The sequence below is a fragment of the Agrilactobacillus fermenti genome (genome assembly GCF_021030645.1).
Taxonomy (GTDB): Bacteria; Bacillota; Bacilli; order Lactobacillales; family Lactobacillaceae; genus Agrilactobacillus; species Agrilactobacillus fermenti.
Genome location: NZ_JACGCJ010000023.1, coordinates 1 through 21004, shown reverse-complemented (window position 1 = coordinate 21004; position 21004 = coordinate 1). Strand labels below are relative to the sequence as shown.

Here is a 21004-nt window from a genome sequence, read left to right as displayed (position 1 = left end):
TAGCACTTTATCTATCTTAGCAGAATTTGCTTTAAAAGTATATTCTTTTTTCACATCAAAATCTAATTATTATACGATAATTTTTGCTAACATTTTACAAATCAAAGTTGAATTTGTTGACCTATTTCGAGCTTTATGGTAAATTTAGCACTGTACTAATTAGAGTGCTAAATTAGATTAGGAGGTTCGTTTATGCTTGTACCTACAGTTATAGAGCAATCTGCAAGAGGCGAACGAGCTTATGACATTTACTCACGTCTATTAAAAGATCGCATTATCATGCTTTCTGGCGAAGTAAACGATCAAATGGCAAATTCCATTATTGCACAGTTACTTTTCCTAGATGCCCAAGATTCTGAAAAAGACATTTATATCTACATTAATTCTCCTGGTGGCGTAATCAGTTCTGGTTTGGCGATCATGGATACAATGAACTTTGTTAAAGCTGATGTCCAAACAATTGCTATGGGGATGGCTGCCTCGATGGCCAGCGTGTTGCTGGCTGCCGGCACTAAAGGCAAGCGGTTTGCCTTGCCACATGCAACTGTTATGATTCACCAACCTTCTGGTGGTGCTCAAGGTCAGCAAACTGAAATTGAAATTGCTGCAGAAGAAATTCTAAAAACTAGAAAGTTAATGAACCAAATTTTAGCCGATGCAACTGGTCAGGATTTGGAGACTATTCAGCGCGATACTGAACGGGATAACTTCCTAACTGCTCAAGAAGCTAAGGACTATGGTCTAATTGATAAAATTATGACGAACAGTCCTAAAAAATAACCACTGATATGTAAAAAAAGGATCGATGCAAACAATTTGTTTTGCATTGATCCTTTTTTTGTAGCCCATATTCCGACCAACAATATATCCTCTGATACCCAAGGTGAAAACCACTTAATTTTTTGCAAAAGTCGTATCGGGCACATTACTTAATAACTTTTGCACACGCTCTACATCTGACTTGACTTGATTATATTGATCATTACTTAACCCAATCGCATCAATGCAAGAACCAACATGAGCATAAATAACATCTTTTTGCTGCTTGGCTTTATCCGTCAAAGAAACATCCAAACGTCGTTCATCTTCTTTGGAACGTTGCCGAGTAACCCAGCCATCCTTCTCCAGTCGTTTTAATAACGGTGTCAATGTGCCACTATCCAAACCGACCTCTTGTCCCAGTGACTTGACTGACAAACTACCTTGTTCCCACAATACTAATAACACGATGTATTGTGAATAGGTTAAATGGAAGGGTTCTAGTGCTTTTGCATAAAAATGATTAAAAACTTTATGTGCTTGATAAATCGAAAAACATAATTGCTCATCTAATAAAATCGGTTTTGTCATCGTATCCACTCTTTTCTTAACTTACTAAATCCTGACGTTTTTGCTCAGCCAACTGTGATAATTTCCGTAAACGATGATTGATACCTGATTTGGAAATAGCGCCGCTGGGAACAATTTCAGCCAATTCCTTCAGTGACATCTCGGGGTTATCTAAACGTAACTGAGCAATTTCACGTAATTTCTCTGGTAAACGCTCAAACCCCACCGTGTTTTTCAAAAACTTGATATTTTCTAACTGTCGCGTAGCCGCATCGATTGTTTTATTCATATTTGCGGTTTCGCAGTTAACCAGCCGATTCACAGAATTGCGCATATCTCGAACAATGCGAACATCTTCAAAGGAAAGCATCGCTTTTGTAGCGCCAACAACTTGAAGAAAATCAGAAATTTTTTCGGCTTCTTTAATATAGGCAACATATCCATTGCGCCTCTCGGTTGTTTTTGCATGGAGATCAAAATGATTCATCATTTGTAAAATACCTTGATTGTGATCTTCATGTAGTGAATAAATCTCCAAATGATAACGACTTGTTTCGGGACTATTGACCGATCCCCCTGCCAAGAAAGCCCCACGCAGATAGGAGCGCATGCGCTGTTCTGCATTTAGAATTTTGTCTGGAATCTTAGTCTGGATCAACCAACTGTCACCATGAATGATCCCCAAATCACACAAGACCAATTCACTATGCTGCATTAACCGTACCAAATACAAGTTATTTTTTTTGAGTTTCATTTTTCTTTGGACTGATAGTCGGGCTTCAATTTGATACAGTTGGCGAATCAAAGCGTAAATTCGCCGTGCGATAGCCGGATTTTCCGTCTGAATCACTAAAAGAAAATGATGATCCACCAAATCCAAGGAACCATTCATTCGAATCAAAGCGGCTAATTCCGCCCGGGCATGTTCTGGATGTACCTCTAAATTTGTTAGTTCCTTTTTTACTTGACTTGCATAAGATGCCATTGATTCACCTCCGTCTCCGACCATCCCGTTGTAAAGCTAAATTCACAATTTCATTTGCAACTTTTTCACCGTTATGAAATACGCCATGATCATGTAAATCCAGAAAATCATCAGAGATCACACGACAACCTAAATCACGTAAGCCTTCAAAATCATGTTTTACCTGAACTAAGTACTCATCATACTTTTGGTGATCCAAGTAATTATCAGGAACTGGTGCCGTATTGACCAAAACGGTATCCACAAAATCACCGCCTAAGTGACGATCTAAAACACGAACATGATCTGCATCCGTGAAATGTTCAGTTTCGCCCATTTGCGTCATAATATTACAGTTATAAATGATTTCCGCCTTTGTTTGACGTACAGCATCGCCTAAATTAGGAATCATCAAGTTTGGTAAGATACTGGTGAACAAGGATCCCGGCCCTAAAACAACAACATCAGCATCCAAAATGGCTTTTAAAACAGGGGTAACCGCTTTGGGTGGTTGAGTACTATCTTGGGTATTTGTGATCCAGACACGCTCTACCTTATTGCGTGCATGGGTAATTTCCGTTTCACCAGACAATGTCGTGCCATCTTGAAATTTTGCATTCAGTGTCAACGGTTCATTAGAAGCTGGAAAAACTTGACCATCTACTTTCATCATTTTTGAAAGTTTTTGAACCGCGTCAAAAATATTATCTTCCATTTCTGAAAGTGCCGCGATAATTAAATTACCGATCGCATGACCAGCGAAAAACGAATCTTTACTATTAAACCGATATTGGAAAATATTCAAAAAATCTGCTGGCAAATCGGACAGCGAAACCAGTACGTTTCGAATATCACCAGGTGGCACAACATTAATATAGTCCCGAATCGCACCGGATGAACCGCCATCATCGGCAACCGTTACGATGGCCGTAATTGCTGCATTTTTATCGCGTAAGCTATTTAGAATAACTGGCAGCCCCGTACCGCCACCGATCACAACGATCTTCGGCCGACGACCTTTAATCACACGAATGATCTTATTACCGTAACTCATGAGCGATTCACCGTTTCTTTGCGTTTAGACATATCTCGATGGGTCACATCCACTGGATACTCTTTGCCGAGATCCTTAGCTAATCGACTGGCAATTGCGACTGAACGGTGCTGCCCACCAGTACAGCCAATTGCGATTGTCATGCTTGTTTTGCCTTCATTGACATACCCCGGCATAATCAGCCGCAATAAATCTAAATAGCGCGTATAGAACTCTTCAGTTGTCGGCTGCGCCATAACATAGTCATAAACTGGTTTATCTAAACCGGTTTTATTCCGGTAAGCCGGAACATAATATGGATTTGGTAAAAAGCGGACATCCATGACAATATCGGCATCGATCGGTAGCCCATATTTAAATCCAAAGGACATAATTTCTAAATGAAAAGTAGGATTATCACTTACCTTGAAATTATCGAAAATTTCTTCTCGCAACTGACGAGGAGACAAATCAGAAGTATCGATCACTAATTGTGCCCGAGAACGCATTTCTGCTAATAATTCCCGTTCTTTCAAAATGCCATCCATTAAACGCCCTTCCATGGCTAGTGGATGAGACCGCCTCGTTTCCTTATACCGCGAGACTAATTCTTCGTTGGAGGCATCTAAAAACAAGATTTTTGTGGAGACAAAATTCGAGTTATCTACGCTAGACAACATACTGATGATTTCATCATAAAAAGCTCGCGAACGTAAATCGATCACCAAGGCAATTTTTGTAATCTTCCCCGATTCTTTAACCAATTCCCAAAACTTGGGTAATAAGCTTGGTGGCATGTTATCCACACAAAAATAGCCTAAATCCTCGAAGCTTTGCATGGCAACTGTTTTACCAGCCCCACTCATGCCCGTAATGATCACTAAACTCAATGTATCTGGCTGCTGCATGTTTTGCCCCACTTTCTAATAAATTGTTTACATTTAATTTGAGATTTAGCTAATTATAACATACCTGGTGTGTCATGTATGCAAATCACCCATTTTCAACGATCCGTTTAAATTAACATCGCAAAGAACCAATTTATTACTAGATTTTCACCATATACACTAACAGGGTGGCCCAAAATACAATCTGGTCCCACCCTGTTGCTTAAATTCAACTTTAACTCATAAAACTATGTCACTAATGCGGTCTTGATCTACCGGCGTGCAAAGGCAATCACGATATGATTCAACCCAGCAACTAATAAGAACCAAGTCACAATAAACACTAATGTGTACGCAGCTAAAGCGGGCTGTAAAATCATCATCACACCTAAAGCTAACGCAAGTATATCAAAAATCACAGAGATAGCGAACCAGCCGCCACCAAAAGTACGCAGATGACCACTCGTTAACAAGCCTGTAATTGCATCAATCAAAAACCAAAATCCAAATAGATAGGCAATGGTTAAGCTACCTAGCGCTGTATCAAACAAAAAAAGTAAGCCGATGATGATATCTAAGACCGCTGCCACCACGAGCAGCCAACTGACTGGCATAATCGCACGGAACTTAGTATAGCTGCTTAGATTAACAATGCCGCGAACAATCGCGATCAAAGCGGTGATCACGACTAAACTACCCAAAGCTACCACCGGCCGACTAAAAAAATAAACTGAGATCAAAATGAACAAAATACCACTTAAAAACTCCGTCCAATCAAAACCACGTTGATAATCTGGATGACTAAACATTCAATTTCCTCCCTTATCATGAAACTATTTAAACATATTCTCATGATAGGAGTTTCAAAAATAAAATGCAAAATATTTACTGTTTTTGTCGTTTGGCTAACATTGGTGCCAGATACTTTCCAGTATAACTTTCAGGTACTTTAGCAATCTGTTCCGGCGTACCAGTAGCCACGACATGACCACCTTTGTCGCCGCCTTCAGGTCCCAAGTCAATAACATAATCCGCATCTTTAATAACATCCAAATTATGTTCGATCACTAAAACCGTGTTACCCTCATCAACCAAAGCGTTTAAAACATTTAAAAGCCGTTTGATATCGTCTGTATGCAATCCTGTCGTTGGTTCATCTAAAATATAAAAGTTTTTACCCGAAGATTTTTTATGCAGCTCTGAGGCTAATTTCATACGCTGTGCTTCCCCACCGGATAAAGTCGTAGCGGATTGTCCCAAAGTGATATAGCCTAAACCGACATCAACGATTGTCTGCAATTTACGCCGGATCTTAGGAATTGGTTCAAAGAAAGTTAAAGCTTCGTCCACGGTCATATCCAGTACGTCCGCAATATTTTTACCTTTATAAGTGACTTCTAAAGTCTCTGAATTGTAACGTTTGCCATGACAAACTTCACAGGGTACATAAACATCAGGGAGAAAATTCATTTCAATCTTCATGATACCGTCGCCCTTACAATTTTCACAGCGGCCGCCTTTGACATTAAATGAAAAGCGACCCTTCTGATACCCCCGCGTTTTAGCTTCATTTGTTTGCGCAAATAGACCCCGAATATCATCAAAGACACTCGTATAGGTTGCCGGATTACTACGTGGTGTCCGCCCAATTGGACTTTGATCGATATCCACTAATTTCTCAATATTCTGATAACCTGAGATCTTCTTATATTTACCAGGTTTATTAGAATTATGATTTAACTTTTGAGCTAATGCCTTCTTCAAGATGGTGTTTACTAAAGTCGATTTACCAGAACCGGAAACACCCGTTACAGCCACAAACTTGCCTAAAGGAAAGTCTACCGTAATCTGCTTCAAGTTGTTTTCCGCAGCGCCAGTCAACCGAATCTTTTTGCCATTTCCCTTTCGGCGTTTTGTTGGCACCGAAATGTATTTTTTCCCTGCTAAATATTGACCTGTCAATGAATTCGGATTCTGCTCAACTTCTTTTGGCGTCCCAGCCGCCATGATCTGGCCACCCTTATCACCGGCACCGGGCCCAACATCAATCAAGTAATCTGCTGCACGCATCGTGTCTTCATCATGTTCCACCACAATCAAAGTATTGCCTAAATCACGCATGCGTTTCAAAGAATTGATCAAACGATCATTATCACGTTGATGTAAGCCAATGGAAGGTTCATCTAGAATATACAATACGCCAGATAGATTAGAACCAATTTGCGTAGCTAAACGAATCCGCTGCGCCTCACCGCCAGATAACGTTCCTGCTGAACGAGACAATGTTAAATAATCCAAACCCACATTATTTAGAAATGATAGTCGATCGCTTACTTCTTTTAGAATTGGCTTCGCAATCGTTTCATTTTGTTCAGAAAAGTGCAATGCCTTAAAAAAGGGTAATGCATCTTTGATTGAATAATCGGACACTTCGGCAATATCCTGACCGGCAATTTTAACGGACAATGCCTGCCGATTCAAACGTTTACCATGACAGGTCTGACAAGTTAATTCCTGCATGTACAAGCGCATTTGCTCTCTGGTGAAGTCACTATTGGTCTCATGGTAGCGGCGATCCACATTAGGAATCACCCCTTCAAATGCAGTATCCACATCCCGAACATTACCAAAATCACTTTGATAATGAAAATGAAATTTTTTGCCTTCTGAACCATATAAGACTGTGTGTTGTTGTTTCTTGGTCAATTTATTGAAAGGTTTATCCATGGGAATCTTAAACGCTGCACAGGCTTGAGCGAGCATATTCGGGTAATACTGCGAACTGATCGGATTCCAGGGTGCTAAAGCGCCCTCTTCTAATGTCTTGCTAGAATCGGGAACTACTAAGTCAGGATCAACTTCCAATTTCATGCCAAGGCCATCACAATCTGGGCAAGCCCCAAATGGTGCATTAAAGGAAAAGAGGCGCGGCTCCAAAACACCGACTGTAAAACCACAAATTGGGCAAGCATAATGTTCAGAGAAGATTAACGGTTCACCACCAATAACATCCACATTGGCATAACCATCACTTAACCGCAAAGCACTCTCTAACGAATCAAATAAGCGCGAACGGATACCATCACGAATCACTAATCGATCGATGACAATATCAATATCATGCTTTAGATTTTTGTCTAAATCAAAATCTTCAGAGACATCATGAACTTCACCATCCACACGCACACGCACGTAGCCTTCCTTTTGAATCTGAGCAAAGATTTTTTTATGCTGCCCTTTTTTTTGACGCACGATTGGTGACATAATTTGGATCTTTGTTCGTTCTGGTAAAGCAAGCGTCTTGTTTACCATTTGATCAACTGACTGGCTCGTAATCGGCGTTCCATCATTGGGGCAAATAGGCTGACCTACGCGCGCCCACAAAAGTCGCAAATAGTCATTGATTTCAGTGACAGTGCCCACTGTTGATCGTGGATTTTTTGATGTGGTTTTTTGATCAATCGAAATTGCCGGACTTAAACCGTCGATGGAATCCACATCAGGTTTATCCATTTGACCTAAAAATTGCCGTGCGTAGGAAGATAAACTTTCAACATAACGGCGTTGCCCTTCAGCATACAAAGTGTCAAAGGCCAGTGAACTTTTCCCGGAACCTGATAACCCAGTCACGACCACCAATTTATCTCTAGGAATCGTCACATCAATATTTTTTAAGTTATGCGCACGTGCGCCATGAATTACAATTTTATCGTTAGCCATACATTACTCCACTTCTGCTTTTAGCTCTAGAATCGTATCCCGTAAAGTGGCCGCTTGTTCAAAGTCTAATTTCTTTGCTGCTTGTTCCATTTGCGCGGTCATGCGATCGATCAAGTCACGCTTTTCAGCTTTTGTCATATTATCAAAATCTAGTTCTTTAGCAATTTCGTCATTTTCCTCATGTGCGACGGTCTTAACCAACGAAATTGAATCACGAATTGGTTTAATGATCGTTTTCGGTTGAATATGATGTTTTTCATTGAAGGCTTCTTGGATTTCACGCCGATGCTGTGTTTTATCTATGGCCGCCCGCATAGAATCGGTAATTTTATCAGCATACATGATTACGTGCCCATGTTGATTACGTGCTGCTCGTCCAATAATCTGAACCAGCGAACGTTCGGCTCGCAAGAAACCTTCCTTATCGGCATCCAAAATCGCGATCAGAGATACTTCTGGAACATCGATACCTTCCCGTAATAAATTGATACCGACTAACACATCAAACTTGCCTAAACGTAAATCACGTATGATTTCCGTGCGCTCTAAGGTTTTGATATCACTATGCAGATACTTGACTTTAATACCTAGTTCCTTTAAATAATCCGTCAAATCTTCAGCCATCTTTTTAGTTAAAGTCGTCACAAAAACACGCTCATCTTGTTCGACCCGTTTATTGATCTCACCAACTAGATCGTCAATCTGGCCCATGATTGGTCGAATTTCAATCGTTGGATCCAACAAACCAGTTGGCCGAATAATCTGCTCCACCACATGATCGGTCCGCGCTAATTCATAAGGGCCCGGCGTTGCGGAGACATAAAGAATCTGATGCACATGTTGTTCAAACTCTTCTAATGTTAATGGTCGATTATCTAAAGCACTGGGTAAGCGAAACCCATAATCTACTAACATTTGTTTTCGAGCCCGGTCACCATTGTACATGCCTCGAATCTGTGGCATCGTTACGTGAGATTCATCAATCATAATATTAAAATCTTTAGGAAAGAAATCTAATAATGTAAATGGCGGCTCACCTTCAGCTCGTCCCTCCATATGCCGGGAATAGTTCTCGATGCCAGAGGTATAACCCATTTCTTGCATCATCTCAATATCATACGTCGTCCGTTGTTCCAGACGCTGTGCTTCTAATAATTTCCCATCTGCTTTTAAAACCTGAAGACGGTCAGCTAATTCAGCCTTGATGCGTTTAATTGCCGCTGACATTTGGTCATCATTAGTCATAAAGTGTGTTGCTGGAAAAATAGAAACCTGTTCTCGTTCACCAATAACTTCTCCGGTCAACGCATCCACTTCTACGATGCGATCAATTTCATCCCCAAAAAATTCAACTCGAAAAGCATGATCATTCCAAGCTGCAGGAAAAATCTCAACCACATCCCCACGAACACGAAACCGACCCCGTTGAAAATCAATATCATTTCGTTCAAATTGGACATTCACCAGTTGTCTTAACAGTTCATTCCGTTCGATGGTCATACCGACACGCAGAGAAATGACTGAATTACGGTATTCTCGCGGATCACCTAAACCGAAGATGCTTGAGACAGAGGCAACAACTACAACATCATTACGTTCTAGCAGCGCGCTGGTTGCCGCATGCCGCAATTGATCAATTTCATCATTAATTGAAGAATCCTTTTCAATATAAGTATCACTTGAAGGGACATAGGCTTCTGGCTGGTAATAATCATAATAGCTTACAAAATATTCCACAGCGTTATGCGGGAAAAATTCCTTAAATTCGCCGTATAGCTGGCCCGCTAACGTTTTATTGTGGGAAATAATTAAGGTTGGCTTATTTAAATTCGCAATAATATTAGCCATTGTAAAAGTTTTCCCGGTACCGGTGGCTCCTTCTAAAATCTGTTCTTTAACGCCAGTTTTAAACCCTTGCGTCAGCTTTTCGATTGCTGCGCCTTGGTCACCGGCTGGTTGATAAGCTGAAACTAAATCAAATTTTCGATTGGTTTGACGTTCAATCATGACTGAACCTCCATTAACAAAACCATGAAATTTATATACAAAAATAAAGTTACCACTTGTTTTTTTAATCAACAAATTGCAACTTTATATTTTAGCATAGCGAACATATTTTCGCCATTATTTCGTTTGCTGATGGGCCGCGATGATCTCCTGTGTAAGCTTTACTAAGCGCGGTTTATCAAGAAACTCTTCATTTAATAATTCCGGTAGCATTCCTTTAATAAAATAGCGTGTTGAGGCCATTTGATCGAATTGTAAAATTGTAGTCAGACTTTCTCGAAAGATTTCAGTATAAACACTTTCGGGATTACCCTTTTGAATTTCGCCAAAGGACTCGTAAAGTAAATCCACTTTATCGGCAACGGACAATATTCGACCCTCTAATGATTCATCTTTACCTTCAGATAGTCTTCGCTGATAGCGTGCCTGTAGCCGAGCCGGAATTTCATTTTGAATAAAGTTCTCAGTCATATGTGCCTCTACTTGCGCGAGACGCTGACGTAAATCATGGGTGGCATATTTAACTGGCGTCTTAATATCCCCAATAAACCGCTCGGTATAATCATGATTCAATGCTTTTTCGTAAACCATTTGCCAGTTGATTTTTTGACCATCATCTTCTTCAATGTCCGCGAGTAATTGTGCAATTTCAGCAACGCGAAAAGAATGTGCCGCGACCGTATGTTCCTGGTACTTAAAATAACCCGGTGCCCGCCGTAATAATTCCAAATCATTCAAGCCTTGAATAAACTGATGCATACCCATACGATCACTCCTAATTTATCTAAATTGTTAATATGATAGCATAAGCAACCTGATCTGTCCGTCAATCTCATGAAAATTTCATAAAACTAATTATCCTATTTCTGAAAATCACAAAAAAGCCTTAGCTCCAAATTCAGATTGGCCAGCTAAGGCTTTAAATGATCAGCCGTTATTAACAGAGCCAGAACAAAATTACTTTTCGATTCCAACCCTCAATTGTTTATGAGTAGTTCAGCCTAATCGTATGCAAAAATTACTGTTTGATAAATTCGTCCAGTGCTTTTTCAAATTGATTCAACTTTTGAGCAACATTTGCTTCAGAATCTGCTTGGGTCCCCACGTAAAACTTGATTTTTGGCTCTGTCCCTGAAGGCCGAATTGCGATCCAAGTCCCATCTTCTAATTTGTACTTCAGGACATTAGATACTGGCAAATCAATATCCACAATCTTACCATCGGCATAGGTTGCTTTTTGAGTCTGATAATCTTCGGTAATTGCCACTTGAACTCCATTGAAGCGATCTGGCTTTTCTTCTCTGAACCGTGTCATTAGTTGCTTCATTTCACCAGCGCCTTCAATACCAGGAAAGTCCTTGCTGATCGTCTTCTCAGAGTAATAACCATAGGTCTGATATAACTCTTCCAAACCATCGTATAAAGTCTTACCTTGGGATTTATAATATGCAGCTACTTCTGCCAACAAAACAGTTGCTTGCATAGCGTCTTTATCACGAACAAATGATTTGACTAAATAGCCATAACTTTCTTCAAAGCCAAATAAAAATTCATAACTTCCTGTTGTCTCAAACTGTTCAATTTGTTCTGCAATAAATTTAAATCCAGTTTCAACGTCAACCATCTTCACGCCATAACTTTCAGCGATTTTCGTTGCTAACTCAGTAGAAACAATTGACTTAACTACCGCACCGTTACTTGGTAAAGTCCCTGCATCTTTCCGTGCCTGCAAAACATAATGTAATAATATAGAAGCAATTTGATTACCCGTTAATAACTTGTAAGAACCATCTGGCTGTCGAACAGCGGTACCCAACCGGTCAGCATCAGGATCTGTGGCGATCAACACATCAGCACCTTCTGCTTGACCTAATTTGATTGCCAAATCAAATGTTTGTGGAAACTCTGGGTTTGGGAATGGTGTTGTGGCAAATTCAGGATCTAAAATAGCCTGTTCAGTGACCATCCTAAAACCTTGGAAGCCAGCATTGTGCAGCACCCGCTCAGCCAACATTTTACCGGTCCCATGCAGTGGCGTATATACCAATTTCATATCCTTGCCGGTCTGTGCAATCAAATCGTGATTAATGGAGACAGTCTTTAAATTAGCTAGATAAGCCAAATCAACATCTTCACCAATTAAATGCATTAATCCTTTTTCGCGTAGGTTTTGTTCATCCGCAACTTTGATTGCAAAAAGATCTGTCACTTTACGCACAAAGCCAGTAATCATATCGGCTTCTTTAGGTGGCATTTGCCCGCCGTCTGGCCCATAGATCTTATACCCATTATACTGTTTAGGATTATGACTAGCCGTGATCATAATACCGGCATATGTGTGCAGATGTCTCACTGTAAATGATAGTTCTGGCGTTGGCCGCAACTGGTCAAAAACATAGGTGGGAATATCATGATAGCCCAATACCCGTGCAGCTTCATGGGCAAATAATTCAGAATTATAGCGTGAATCAAAACTAATTGCGACGCCGCGTTTTTTTGTCTCGGCATCTAACGTATCCATAAACGTTGCTAAACCTTCTGTTGCTTGACGTACGGTATAAATATTCATGCGATTGATTCCAGGGCCAAGAACACCGCGCATACCGGCAGTTCCAAATTCCATTGGTGCTGTAAAGGCATCAGCTAGTGCGGCTTGGTCATTGGCCATTGCCGTTAATTGATGCTTTAGTTCTAAATCTAATTCCTTAGCTTGTTGCCAAAGTTGATAATTATCTTGCCAGCTCATACAAAAAAGCCTCCCGTACATTTGATACTTTAATTATACCCATCAACCGAGAGCGTTATCAATGATGAACTATTATAAATTCTTCAAATAGTTATTTTTAGACATATATTTAAAATAATCCGTTCAAACAAAAATAGGGTCAGAAACAAAATCAACATTTTGCTTCAACCCTACTCAAGTTTTGCCTGAATAATTTAATTTTATAGCTATAAAATTAGCCTTTAAAACATAATCATTTTAAGAAAAAACTATTGAACCAGATGTTCACTTAACTTCTGGTCATCTAATGCTTGAATGTAGTTAAAGACACCCTGCCCAGCAAGACCGCCTTCACCCACAGCTGTCGTAATCTGGCGTAAATCTTTTTTACGAACATCACCGACTGCAAAAATTCCAGGAACCTCTGTGCGCGTGTGGTCATCCGTTAAGACCCAGCCATCTTCATCGAGGACACCCAAATCTTTGAAAGCACTCGTCATTGGTTCAATACCAACATAAATGAAAACACCTGAAGCGGGAACTGTATGCAATTCACCAGTTTCTTTATCTTTATAGGTCACGCCTGTTACGACTTGATCATCGCCAACGATTTCTTCAACTTGTGCGTTCCAAACGAAATTCATTTTATCATTGGCAAAAGCGCGATTTTGCATGATCTTTTGAGCACGTAATTGATCACGTCGATGGATCACAGTTACTTTAGAGGCCAATTGTGTTAAATATAAGCCCTCTTCAACTGCAGAATCGCCGCCGCCGATCACCACAACTTCTTTGTCTTTAAAGAAGGCTCCATCGCAGACAGCGCAGTATGATACACCTCGGCCTGAATAGGTTTCTTCGCCTTGAACGCCTAGTTTCCGGTGTTCAGCACCAGTAGCCAAAACAACAGCTTTAGCATCATAATCACCATCATCTGTATGCACCGTCTTATAATCGCCATGATCTTCGACACTTAATACCGAACCATAGGCATACTCAGCCCCAAACTTCGTAGCTGATTGGTACATTTTTTCACCCAAATCAGGTCCGAGAATAGATGCATAACCTGGATAGTTCTCAATTTCAGCCGTGTTATTCATTTGACCACCATAAATACCGCGATCAACCATTAATACAGATAAATTCGAACGTGAGGCATATAAAGCAGCTGTCATCCCACCAGGGCCAGCACCAATAATAATGACATCATAAGATTTTGTCATAGAAGCCCTCCTTACTTTTGATAAGTTAATAATAACAATAACGCAAAAGTTTACTTTTGTCTACTCTCTTAATCGATTGTAAAGTAATTGCCCTTATTTTGTTGAAGTTGTTGTTTTAATTCCTTTGCTTCTTCAATATAATCCCGATTTGAACTGTGCAAATATTGTTTAATATAAAATAAACTTGCTCGATAATTCTGACATTTAGCATAGGCTTCCGCCAGAAAATACCACAATTCAGGACTTCGGCGAAAAGTCTGCTGAGATAATTGTTCTAAAAGTTGAACAGCTTGGCCAAAATTGCCTTGACATTCGTAAACAACTGCCAATTGAGTCATCAGATAAACTTGCTCACTCGACTTTTGCGACAAACTCAAAGCCAATCGAAAATATCGTATTGCCTTATCATAGTTATTTTGTTCAAAAGCTTTGAGTGCCCGGTCAATATATAAATCTGCTGACGGCAATATTGGAATGATCTTTGTCAACTTAACAACCTCGATTAATTTTAGTATGGAAACATCACTCAAAATATTAGCATACCGTTCATTTAAAGAACATAATTCTTGGATAACTCATAGTGAATTCTAATTTTCGAAATTGTTGGCGACTAACTGTTTAATATAAGTCGCCGCTTCTGACCCATATTCCTCTGAATTCAAACCATAATCAATCGTTGCCTTAAGTAACCCAAACTTGCCGCTAATGTCTTCACGCTGTCCTGTAAATTCCCGGGCATAAATCTGTTGTGTCTGATTTAATTGATTTAAGGCAGCTGAGAGTTGTTCTGTAGCGGGTAAATCGCCCGGACGCTGCCTTAAGACTTCAAAAAAAGAGCCCGGTAAAACATAACGGCCAATAATACCTAAAGAACTTGGAGCTGAAACTGGTCCAGGTTTCTCAACGATCGATTTGATTTTACCCAAGCCAGCTTGCAAGTGGTCAGCCAATTCAACGATGCCATAACTGCTCGTTGCCTGACTTGAAACCGACTGTACCCCTAAAATAGGTTGTTGTAACCGATTGAAGTCAGCAATCAACTGTTGTGTCAATGGCTTAGGATCAAGGACGATATCATCACTCAACATGACGACAAAAGGTTCATTATCTACAAAATCTTCAGCCAATAATAAGGCATCGCCAATGCCAGTAGGATCATTTTGTTTCACAAAATATAAATTGACATTGTCCGTTGCTTTAACCATAGCCAATAAATGGTTTTTGTGACTTTCAGCCAAATGAATCTCCAAATCAGGTGCCGCATCAAAATAATCTTCGATTGCACGTTTACGCTTCCCTGAAATCAACAAAATATCCGTAATACCTGCTTGCTGGGCTTCACGGACAAGATAATCAATGACCGGTCGATCAAAAACTGGCAGGATCTCTTTTGGCACTGCCTTAGTTGCTGGCAACAAACTCAAGCCAAAGCCGCCAGCTGCGATAACCGCTTTTCTGACTTTCATAACTGAACTCCTTTAATTGCGTGTGCGCATTAATTCATTCTCTGATTTAGCATGACGCTGCATCATTTGTGCAATCACGCTTTGAATATTTTGATGTGCATATAAAACTTGATAGATTGCTTCTGAAATTGGCATATCAATATTCCGCGCAATTGACAGATCATGAACCGTTTTGGCCGTGTAAACGCCCTCAACGGCCATACCCATCGTCGTCAATATGTGTTCCAATGACTGCCCTTGGCCTAAGCTGCGCCCAGCTCGCCAATTGCGGGAATGTGGACTGGTACAGGTCACAATTAAATCGCCTAACCCAGATAGACCACTAAAGGTTAATGGCTGTGCCCCCAAAGCCACGCCCATCCGTGTCATTTCCGCTAGCCCCCGTGTCATTAAAGCCGCTTTGGCATTATCACCATAATCTAATCCAACCAAAGCACCAGCGCCAATAGCAATCACATTCTTTAGTGCGGCGCCGATCTCAACGCCAACAACATCAGCATTGGTATATAAGCGAAAATAATGATTCATAAATATACTTTGGACCCATTGGGCACTGGCTGCATCTGTCGAAGCAACTGTTAGTGTGGTGATATCTTCGCGGACAACTTCTTCAGCATGACTTGGACCTGATAAAACGACTAATCCAGCGTAATTAGCCCTGGGAATAACTGAAGCAATCACTTCAGAAACGCGTTCATTAGTCGTCTGTTCGAGTCCCTTCGTCGCACTGATCAATATCGGCGATTGTTGCTGCTTGTGGAGCACCTGGGCCACTTGCTGAGCGACATGCCGAATCGCTTTAGTGGGAATCACAAATAAAACAGCTGCCGCCCCTTGCAGTGCCGACTCTAAATCAGTAGTCGCTTTTAAGTTTGGGTTTAACTTGATGCCGGGCAAATAGTGCGTATTCTGATGTTCACTTTGGATCTGCTGAATTTCACGTTCTGATCGACCCCAGATCACAGCCTCATGGCCATTTTTTACAAGTAATTCCCCTAATACTGTGCCCCAAGACCCAGAGCCAAGAACGGCGATTTTCGTTGTCATAATCAAACTCCTTTATCTCTGATAGGGATATTTTAGACCACTACCATCTAAATACCACGGTAAATCTGCAACTTTATGGCGACGGTAGATTGCCAATCCCAAAGCTAAAACGACTAAGATAATCGATAAAGCCTGAGAAACGCGAATACTCCCCCACATTAAACTATCAGTCCGCATACCTTCGATCATAGCCCGACCAATGCCATACCAAATAACATAACTTAGAAATACTTCACCACGCTTAAACAGATGTTGGCGATGACGCACGCTCATTAAAATAATAAATCCAATTAATGTCCATAGTGATTCGTAAAGAAACGTTGGTTGCCGATAAGCCCCATGGATCCACATCTGATCAATAATAAATTGCGGTATATGTAAATTTTCTAAAAAGTCCTGCGAAACTTTAGCTCCAAAGGCTTCTTGATTGATAAAATTACCCCAACGCCCCATAGACTGGGCAATTAAAACGGTAGGGGCAATGATATCTAATAATAGCCAAACGGGGATCATGCGTACGGCACAAAAAACAATAATCACGATCAAGGCAGCTAAAAGGCCACCATAAATGGCAATGCCACCTTGCCATATTTTGAAGATATCCCAGGGATAGTTTTTATAGTATTGCCATTCAAAGGCCACATAATAAGTTCTGGCCCCAATCAAAGCAAAAGGCAGCATCCACAAAATCAAATCTACAATGTCATCAGGCATGATTTGTCGTCTTGGTGCCTCACGAAGTGTCAAAATCACAGCAATTGCCACCCCAGCAGCGATAATAATACCGTACCAGCGAACGGCTATTGGTCCTAGTGTGAAGGCAACTGGATCAATTGCCCCCAAAGCCAAATTTATCAAAAATTACATCTCCATTAACCAAAATAATTTAAGTTGTCGGTTGATTCTCATCATTTGCTTCATTTTGCTGAATCAATTCATTTAGATTTTTCTCAAAAACTTTTGTTGCATCATAACCCATTGATTTTGCACGGAAATTCATTGCGGCCACTTCAATAATGATCGCTAAATTTCGGCCAACTTTGACTGGAACAGTGATCTTAGGAATATCAACATCAAACACGCTTTGATATTGTTCTCCAGAACCTAAGCGATCATAATTACGATCTGCTGACCAGTTCTCTAAATGTACGATCAAGTCGATTGGTGTTTCTTCACGTACAGCTCCAGCACCAAACAGATTCATAACGTCAATGATGCCAAGACCACGAATTTCTAACAAATGCTTCAAAATTGCAGGTGCCTCACCAACAATCGTCTGTTCATCTTGTTGATAGACATCAACGCGATCATCAGCAATTAACCGGTGTCCGCGTTTAACTAATTCTAGAGCAGTTTCGCTCTTGCCAACGCCTGAATCACCCGTGATCATCACACCAACACCATAAATATCAACTAGAACGCCATGAATGGATCGCCGTTCAGCTAATTGTCGGTCTAAATACTCCGTTAATAAACTGGATAGTCGTGTCGTCGGTAATTTAGAACCTAGAACAGGAATTTTATGTTTGGTGGCCGCCTCAATCATTTCTTTAGGAGCCGGTAAATTACGCGAAACCAAAAACATCGGCGTTTCAGGACGAGCCATTTGACTCATAACTACAAACCGCTCATCACTAGTCATATTCTTAGAAAACGAAATTTCCGTCATCCCAAACAACTGAATTCGTTCCTCAGGATAAAAATTAAAATAACCCGTCAATTCTAACCCAGGACGTGAAATATCACTAACAGTGACAAATTTATTTGCTAGGAATTCTTTACCAGAAAATACTGATAAATGTGTTGCTTGAGCTAAATCTTTAACACTAACTTTATCTACCATGTTTTTAGCTCCTTTGCCCTAATTAATATAAAACTACAATATCATTTTACTATAATTCTAAGTGATTAAATAGCGTAAGCATGTGACAAAAACCATCTGCGCCTGTGTAGCGTTAACAACTTTTAAAAGTACCCCCATCAATCCCCTGCGTTTAGCCCTTAAAAATTCAATTCACAGAAAAAAGTCCGGTCACAAAACAACTGTCTTGTGCCGAACTCTTCATTGCCAGTGCTTATATCACTTCACTAGCCGCTATGCTTAGTTATTAACTTAAAATTAACTTTTACAAAGTTGCCAATTCAGCTTTAAAAGTCGCTCCAATCATCATCTTGGTGCGTACTTTGATTGGTTATATCTTTGCGTTTTTTTGTTTGTGGCTGATTGTTGTAATGCATCGCCTGATTTTGCGATTCTTCATACCACTGGTAATGGTGGTGCTTTCTACGATCGCCATGTCCAAATATCAGCCATAATATAGCGCCTACGACTAAGAATGGCAGCACAAAGCGGATCAAGGCAAATAACAAAGCGCCGAAGCCAAATATAACAGCGATGATAAATACGATCAGTAACGGTATGAAAAGCAATAACAATAATAGTGCTAACATTAATAGTCACTCCAATCATCATCAGAAGATGATGTATCCGTTACATCCTTGCGTGGTCGCTTATTTTTTGAACCCTGACCAGTATCTTTCTTAGGTGCATCTGGCATAACCAGCATCAAAACTAAGTAAACTAATATGCCAGGAAAACCACTTGAAAAGAAAGATATAATCACATATAGTACTCGAACTAATGTCGGGTCCCAGTTAAAATAGTCGGCAATACCGCCTAAAACACCGGCAAACACAGAATTATTAGATTTGGTTAATCTTTTTTTTGCCATTATTTTCCTCCAGTACACTTATTAAACATTACGCGTTGGCATTATCTTTCAATAAAATATTACCAGCTGTTGTTGAAAGTTCAATACTTGCTGGATCATCCTGGGTGCCTCGCGTGAAATTAGTTTGTTTATCATTGGCCTGGTTATCAACTAATTCAATCTTTTCAATCCGATTTTTAATACTACCGAAGCGTGTCTTGGCTTTGACACTTAAAGCTAAATCAGGATCCACAGCCAATTTAACGTTACCATTAACTGAATTAGCAACAAACTTGTGTAAAGTTTGCCCCGTAATCGTTCCGCGAACTTCTCCATTCACTGTATTAAATTGACCGCTATGAATATCAGCGGCAACGACGACGTTACCATTAACTGTTGCTAAAACGCTATCCGTTACTGAACCATTTTCAATGATCACATGACCATTAACATTCTCAGCCTCCAAATAACTTAACTGGCTTTGAGAAAAACGTAAATTGCCATTAGCCGTTTTGGCATAGAAGTCACTGCTGCTAATATTGCTAACATCAAGATTCCCGTTTAACATTTTAACACTGATCCGTTCATAATCACGTTTTGGTAAATAAACTGTCAAATCAGCTTTAATGCGTTTATTCGGAACTTGGAAAACAAACCGATCATTAGAGACATCAATATTCACCCGGTTCATAAATGCTTCAAAGGGTGTATCCTCACTCATGTGGCCAAATAATTTAATTTTAGCATTTACGGCAATATTGTCGTTTTCTGATGGTTCTAATTTAATAGATCCATTTGCCAATTTCAAATCAACTAACTTAGCTTGATTGTCTTCATACAAGAACTGGTGCTCAAATTCAGATGTTGCCAATCCTGGTACTTTCATGTTGATATCTTTCCAGTCCACATTATCCATTAATGAACCGACGGATTCCTTAACAAAAGAACCAACTTGGTTGCCAGCTTCTGTCAATTTCTGGGTTAAATCAGAAAAAGTATTCCGGGCAGTATCTTTCCAATCATCTGAAAGTGTATCAAAGCTAGAAGCGCTTTTTGCGTGTTCGTCAGCTTTCAAATCTTCAATCTGACTATCTAAAGCTTGTTTTTGTTTTTGAACTTCTGCACGTGTTGCTGTCAAGTCATTAACTTTTTGTTTTAGATCTGTTCGTTCATTAGCCTTGTCTTCAGCCAAGCCTTCTAAATCTTCCATCGTATCTAGAACCGTAATCTGCTCGTTGGCCGCTTTGATTTGATGGTCAATTGAATTCAAACTATCCTTTAACTGGGCACGTTTCAATCTTAAATCTGCAAGGTGCTGTGCTTGTGTATCATCTGTAGCTTGATCAGTATCGGTTGTCTCTGCTGTTTGATCATGATCCACGGTCGTATCTGTCACCGTTGTTCCATTTTTTTCTAGATTCTCTAATAAAACCAATGCTTCTTCTGATGAGATAATGCCTTTTTTTACTAAATCGAGGATTCTTTGTCTTTCATTCATAAATTATTTGCCTCCAAATAAATCTGCCTTAAGTTTATAAATCTATTATGCCGTGTATTCACTTGATTTACATAGGTCCAAAGATTGATTTTAATTTAGGTATATTGGGCAAGCTAGAATGCAACCTACAAGTACAAAATCAACAAAAAAGATTGGCCTCGGCTATACTCCTACTTAAGTAGACAGGTAAATAATTAAAACCTGTTTGCTTAGGAAGGAGTATTTTTTATGGGCCGAAAAGGTTCCAGATATTCTATTGATGAGAAGCTTCATTTCATTGGCCTACTTAAAAACGGCCGATCGGCCAATTCTATTGAACGGGAGTTTGGTATCAAAGCGACAACGATCAGTCATTGGAATTATTTATTTCATCATGGAGGTATAGTCGCACTAA

The 21004-nt window shown here is 40.0% G+C and carries 20 protein-coding genes; 2 read left to right on the top strand and 18 right to left on the bottom strand.

Features of this window, described 5'->3' with window-relative positions; translation table 11 throughout:
- Positions 1 to 192: 192 nt before the first annotated feature.
- Positions 193 to 780, top strand: coding sequence for an ATP-dependent Clp endopeptidase proteolytic subunit ClpP (clpP, locus tag FHQ08_RS09005; protein ID WP_230914080.1), 588 nt, complete (start codon positions 193 to 195; stop codon positions 778 to 780).
- A gap of 114 nt (positions 781 to 894) precedes the next feature.
- Here clpP and FHQ08_RS09000 read toward each other — a convergent pair whose 3' ends face one another.
- From FHQ08_RS09000 to liaX, 18 genes are all read right to left on the bottom strand, one after another.
- Positions 895 to 1350, bottom strand: coding sequence for a MarR family winged helix-turn-helix transcriptional regulator (locus FHQ08_RS09000; RefSeq protein WP_230914079.1), 456 nt, complete (start codon positions 1348 to 1350; stop codon positions 895 to 897).
- A gap of 16 nt (positions 1351 to 1366) precedes the next feature.
- Complete coding sequence (gene whiA, locus FHQ08_RS08995; RefSeq protein WP_230914078.1) at positions 1367 to 2314, bottom strand: DNA-binding protein WhiA; 948 nt, start codon at positions 2312 to 2314, stop codon at positions 1367 to 1369.
- 4 nt (positions 2315 to 2318) lie between these two features.
- On the bottom strand, positions 2319 to 3347 hold the full coding sequence (locus FHQ08_RS08990) for a gluconeogenesis factor YvcK family protein (protein WP_230914077.1): 1029 nt from the start codon (positions 3345 to 3347) through the stop codon (positions 2319 to 2321).
- A complete protein-coding gene (rapZ, locus tag FHQ08_RS08985) occupies positions 3344 to 4234 on the bottom strand; it encodes an RNase adapter RapZ (protein ID WP_230914076.1) in 891 nt (296 codons plus the stop codon). The genes FHQ08_RS08990 and rapZ overlap by 4 nt, the downstream gene beginning before the upstream one ends.
- A 251-nt stretch (positions 4235 to 4485) precedes the next feature.
- On the bottom strand, positions 4486 to 5022 hold the full coding sequence (locus tag FHQ08_RS08980) for an HdeD family acid-resistance protein (protein WP_230914075.1): 537 nt from the start codon (positions 5020 to 5022) through the stop codon (positions 4486 to 4488).
- Positions 5023 to 5098: 76 nt separating this feature from the next.
- Entirely contained in the window at positions 5099 to 7933 is a 2835-nt protein-coding gene (gene uvrA, locus FHQ08_RS08975) for an excinuclease ABC subunit UvrA (protein ID WP_230914074.1), read from the bottom strand.
- Positions 7934 to 7936: 3 nt separating this feature from the next.
- Complete coding sequence (gene uvrB / locus FHQ08_RS08970; RefSeq protein ID WP_230914073.1) at positions 7937 to 9940, bottom strand: excinuclease ABC subunit UvrB; 2004 nt, start codon at positions 9938 to 9940, stop codon at positions 7937 to 7939.
- A 117-nt stretch (positions 9941 to 10057) separates the two neighbouring features.
- Complete coding sequence (locus FHQ08_RS08965; RefSeq protein ID WP_230914072.1) at positions 10058 to 10705, bottom strand: YfbR-like 5'-deoxynucleotidase; 648 nt, start codon at positions 10703 to 10705, stop codon at positions 10058 to 10060.
- Between the two features lie 253 nt (positions 10706 to 10958).
- Positions 10959 to 12686 carry a phospho-sugar mutase gene (locus tag FHQ08_RS08960; protein ID WP_230914071.1) on the bottom strand — a complete coding sequence of 576 codons (1728 nt, stop codon included), beginning with the start codon at positions 12684 to 12686 and terminating at the stop codon, positions 10959 to 10961.
- 248 nt (positions 12687 to 12934) lie between these two features.
- Positions 12935 to 13888, bottom strand: coding sequence for a thioredoxin-disulfide reductase (gene trxB / locus FHQ08_RS08955; RefSeq protein ID WP_230914070.1), 954 nt, complete (start codon positions 13886 to 13888; stop codon positions 12935 to 12937).
- A 68-nt stretch (positions 13889 to 13956) separates the two neighbouring features.
- Complete coding sequence (locus FHQ08_RS08950) at positions 13957 to 14376, bottom strand: tetratricopeptide repeat protein (protein ID WP_230914069.1); 420 nt, start codon at positions 14374 to 14376, stop codon at positions 13957 to 13959.
- 99 nt (positions 14377 to 14475) lie between these two features.
- Positions 14476 to 15354 (bottom strand): UTP--glucose-1-phosphate uridylyltransferase, encoded by an 879-nt coding sequence (locus tag FHQ08_RS08945; protein ID WP_230914068.1) that lies wholly within the window; start codon positions 15352 to 15354, stop codon positions 14476 to 14478.
- 12 nt (positions 15355 to 15366) lie between these two features.
- The gene (locus FHQ08_RS08940) at positions 15367 to 16401 is read right to left on the bottom strand and encodes an NAD(P)H-dependent glycerol-3-phosphate dehydrogenase (RefSeq protein WP_230914067.1); all 1035 of its coding nucleotides are present in this window, start codon (positions 16399 to 16401) and stop codon (positions 15367 to 15369) included.
- 12 nt (positions 16402 to 16413) lie between these two features.
- Complete coding sequence (gene lgt / locus FHQ08_RS08935) at positions 16414 to 17256, bottom strand: prolipoprotein diacylglyceryl transferase (RefSeq protein ID WP_230914105.1); 843 nt, start codon at positions 17254 to 17256, stop codon at positions 16414 to 16416.
- Between the two features lie 31 nt (positions 17257 to 17287).
- On the bottom strand, positions 17288 to 18244 hold the full coding sequence (gene hprK, locus FHQ08_RS08930) for an HPr(Ser) kinase/phosphatase (RefSeq protein ID WP_230914066.1): 957 nt from the start codon (positions 18242 to 18244) through the stop codon (positions 17288 to 17290).
- A 305-nt stretch (positions 18245 to 18549) separates the two neighbouring features.
- A complete protein-coding gene (locus FHQ08_RS08925) occupies positions 18550 to 18852 on the bottom strand; it encodes a hypothetical protein (RefSeq protein WP_230914065.1) in 303 nt (100 codons plus the stop codon).
- A complete protein-coding gene (locus FHQ08_RS08920; protein WP_230914064.1) occupies positions 18852 to 19133 on the bottom strand; it encodes a PspC domain-containing protein in 282 nt (93 codons plus the stop codon). The genes FHQ08_RS08925 and FHQ08_RS08920 overlap by 1 nt, the downstream gene beginning before the upstream one ends.
- 28 nt (positions 19134 to 19161) lie before the next feature.
- A complete protein-coding gene (liaX, locus tag FHQ08_RS08915) occupies positions 19162 to 20610 on the bottom strand; it encodes a daptomycin-sensing surface protein LiaX (RefSeq protein WP_230914063.1) in 1449 nt (482 codons plus the stop codon).
- Between the two features lie 228 nt (positions 20611 to 20838).
- Here liaX and FHQ08_RS13020 point away from each other — a divergent pair.
- On the top strand, positions 20839 to 21004 hold a 166-nt coding region (locus FHQ08_RS13020), incomplete at its 3' end, for a helix-turn-helix domain-containing protein (RefSeq protein WP_269073927.1).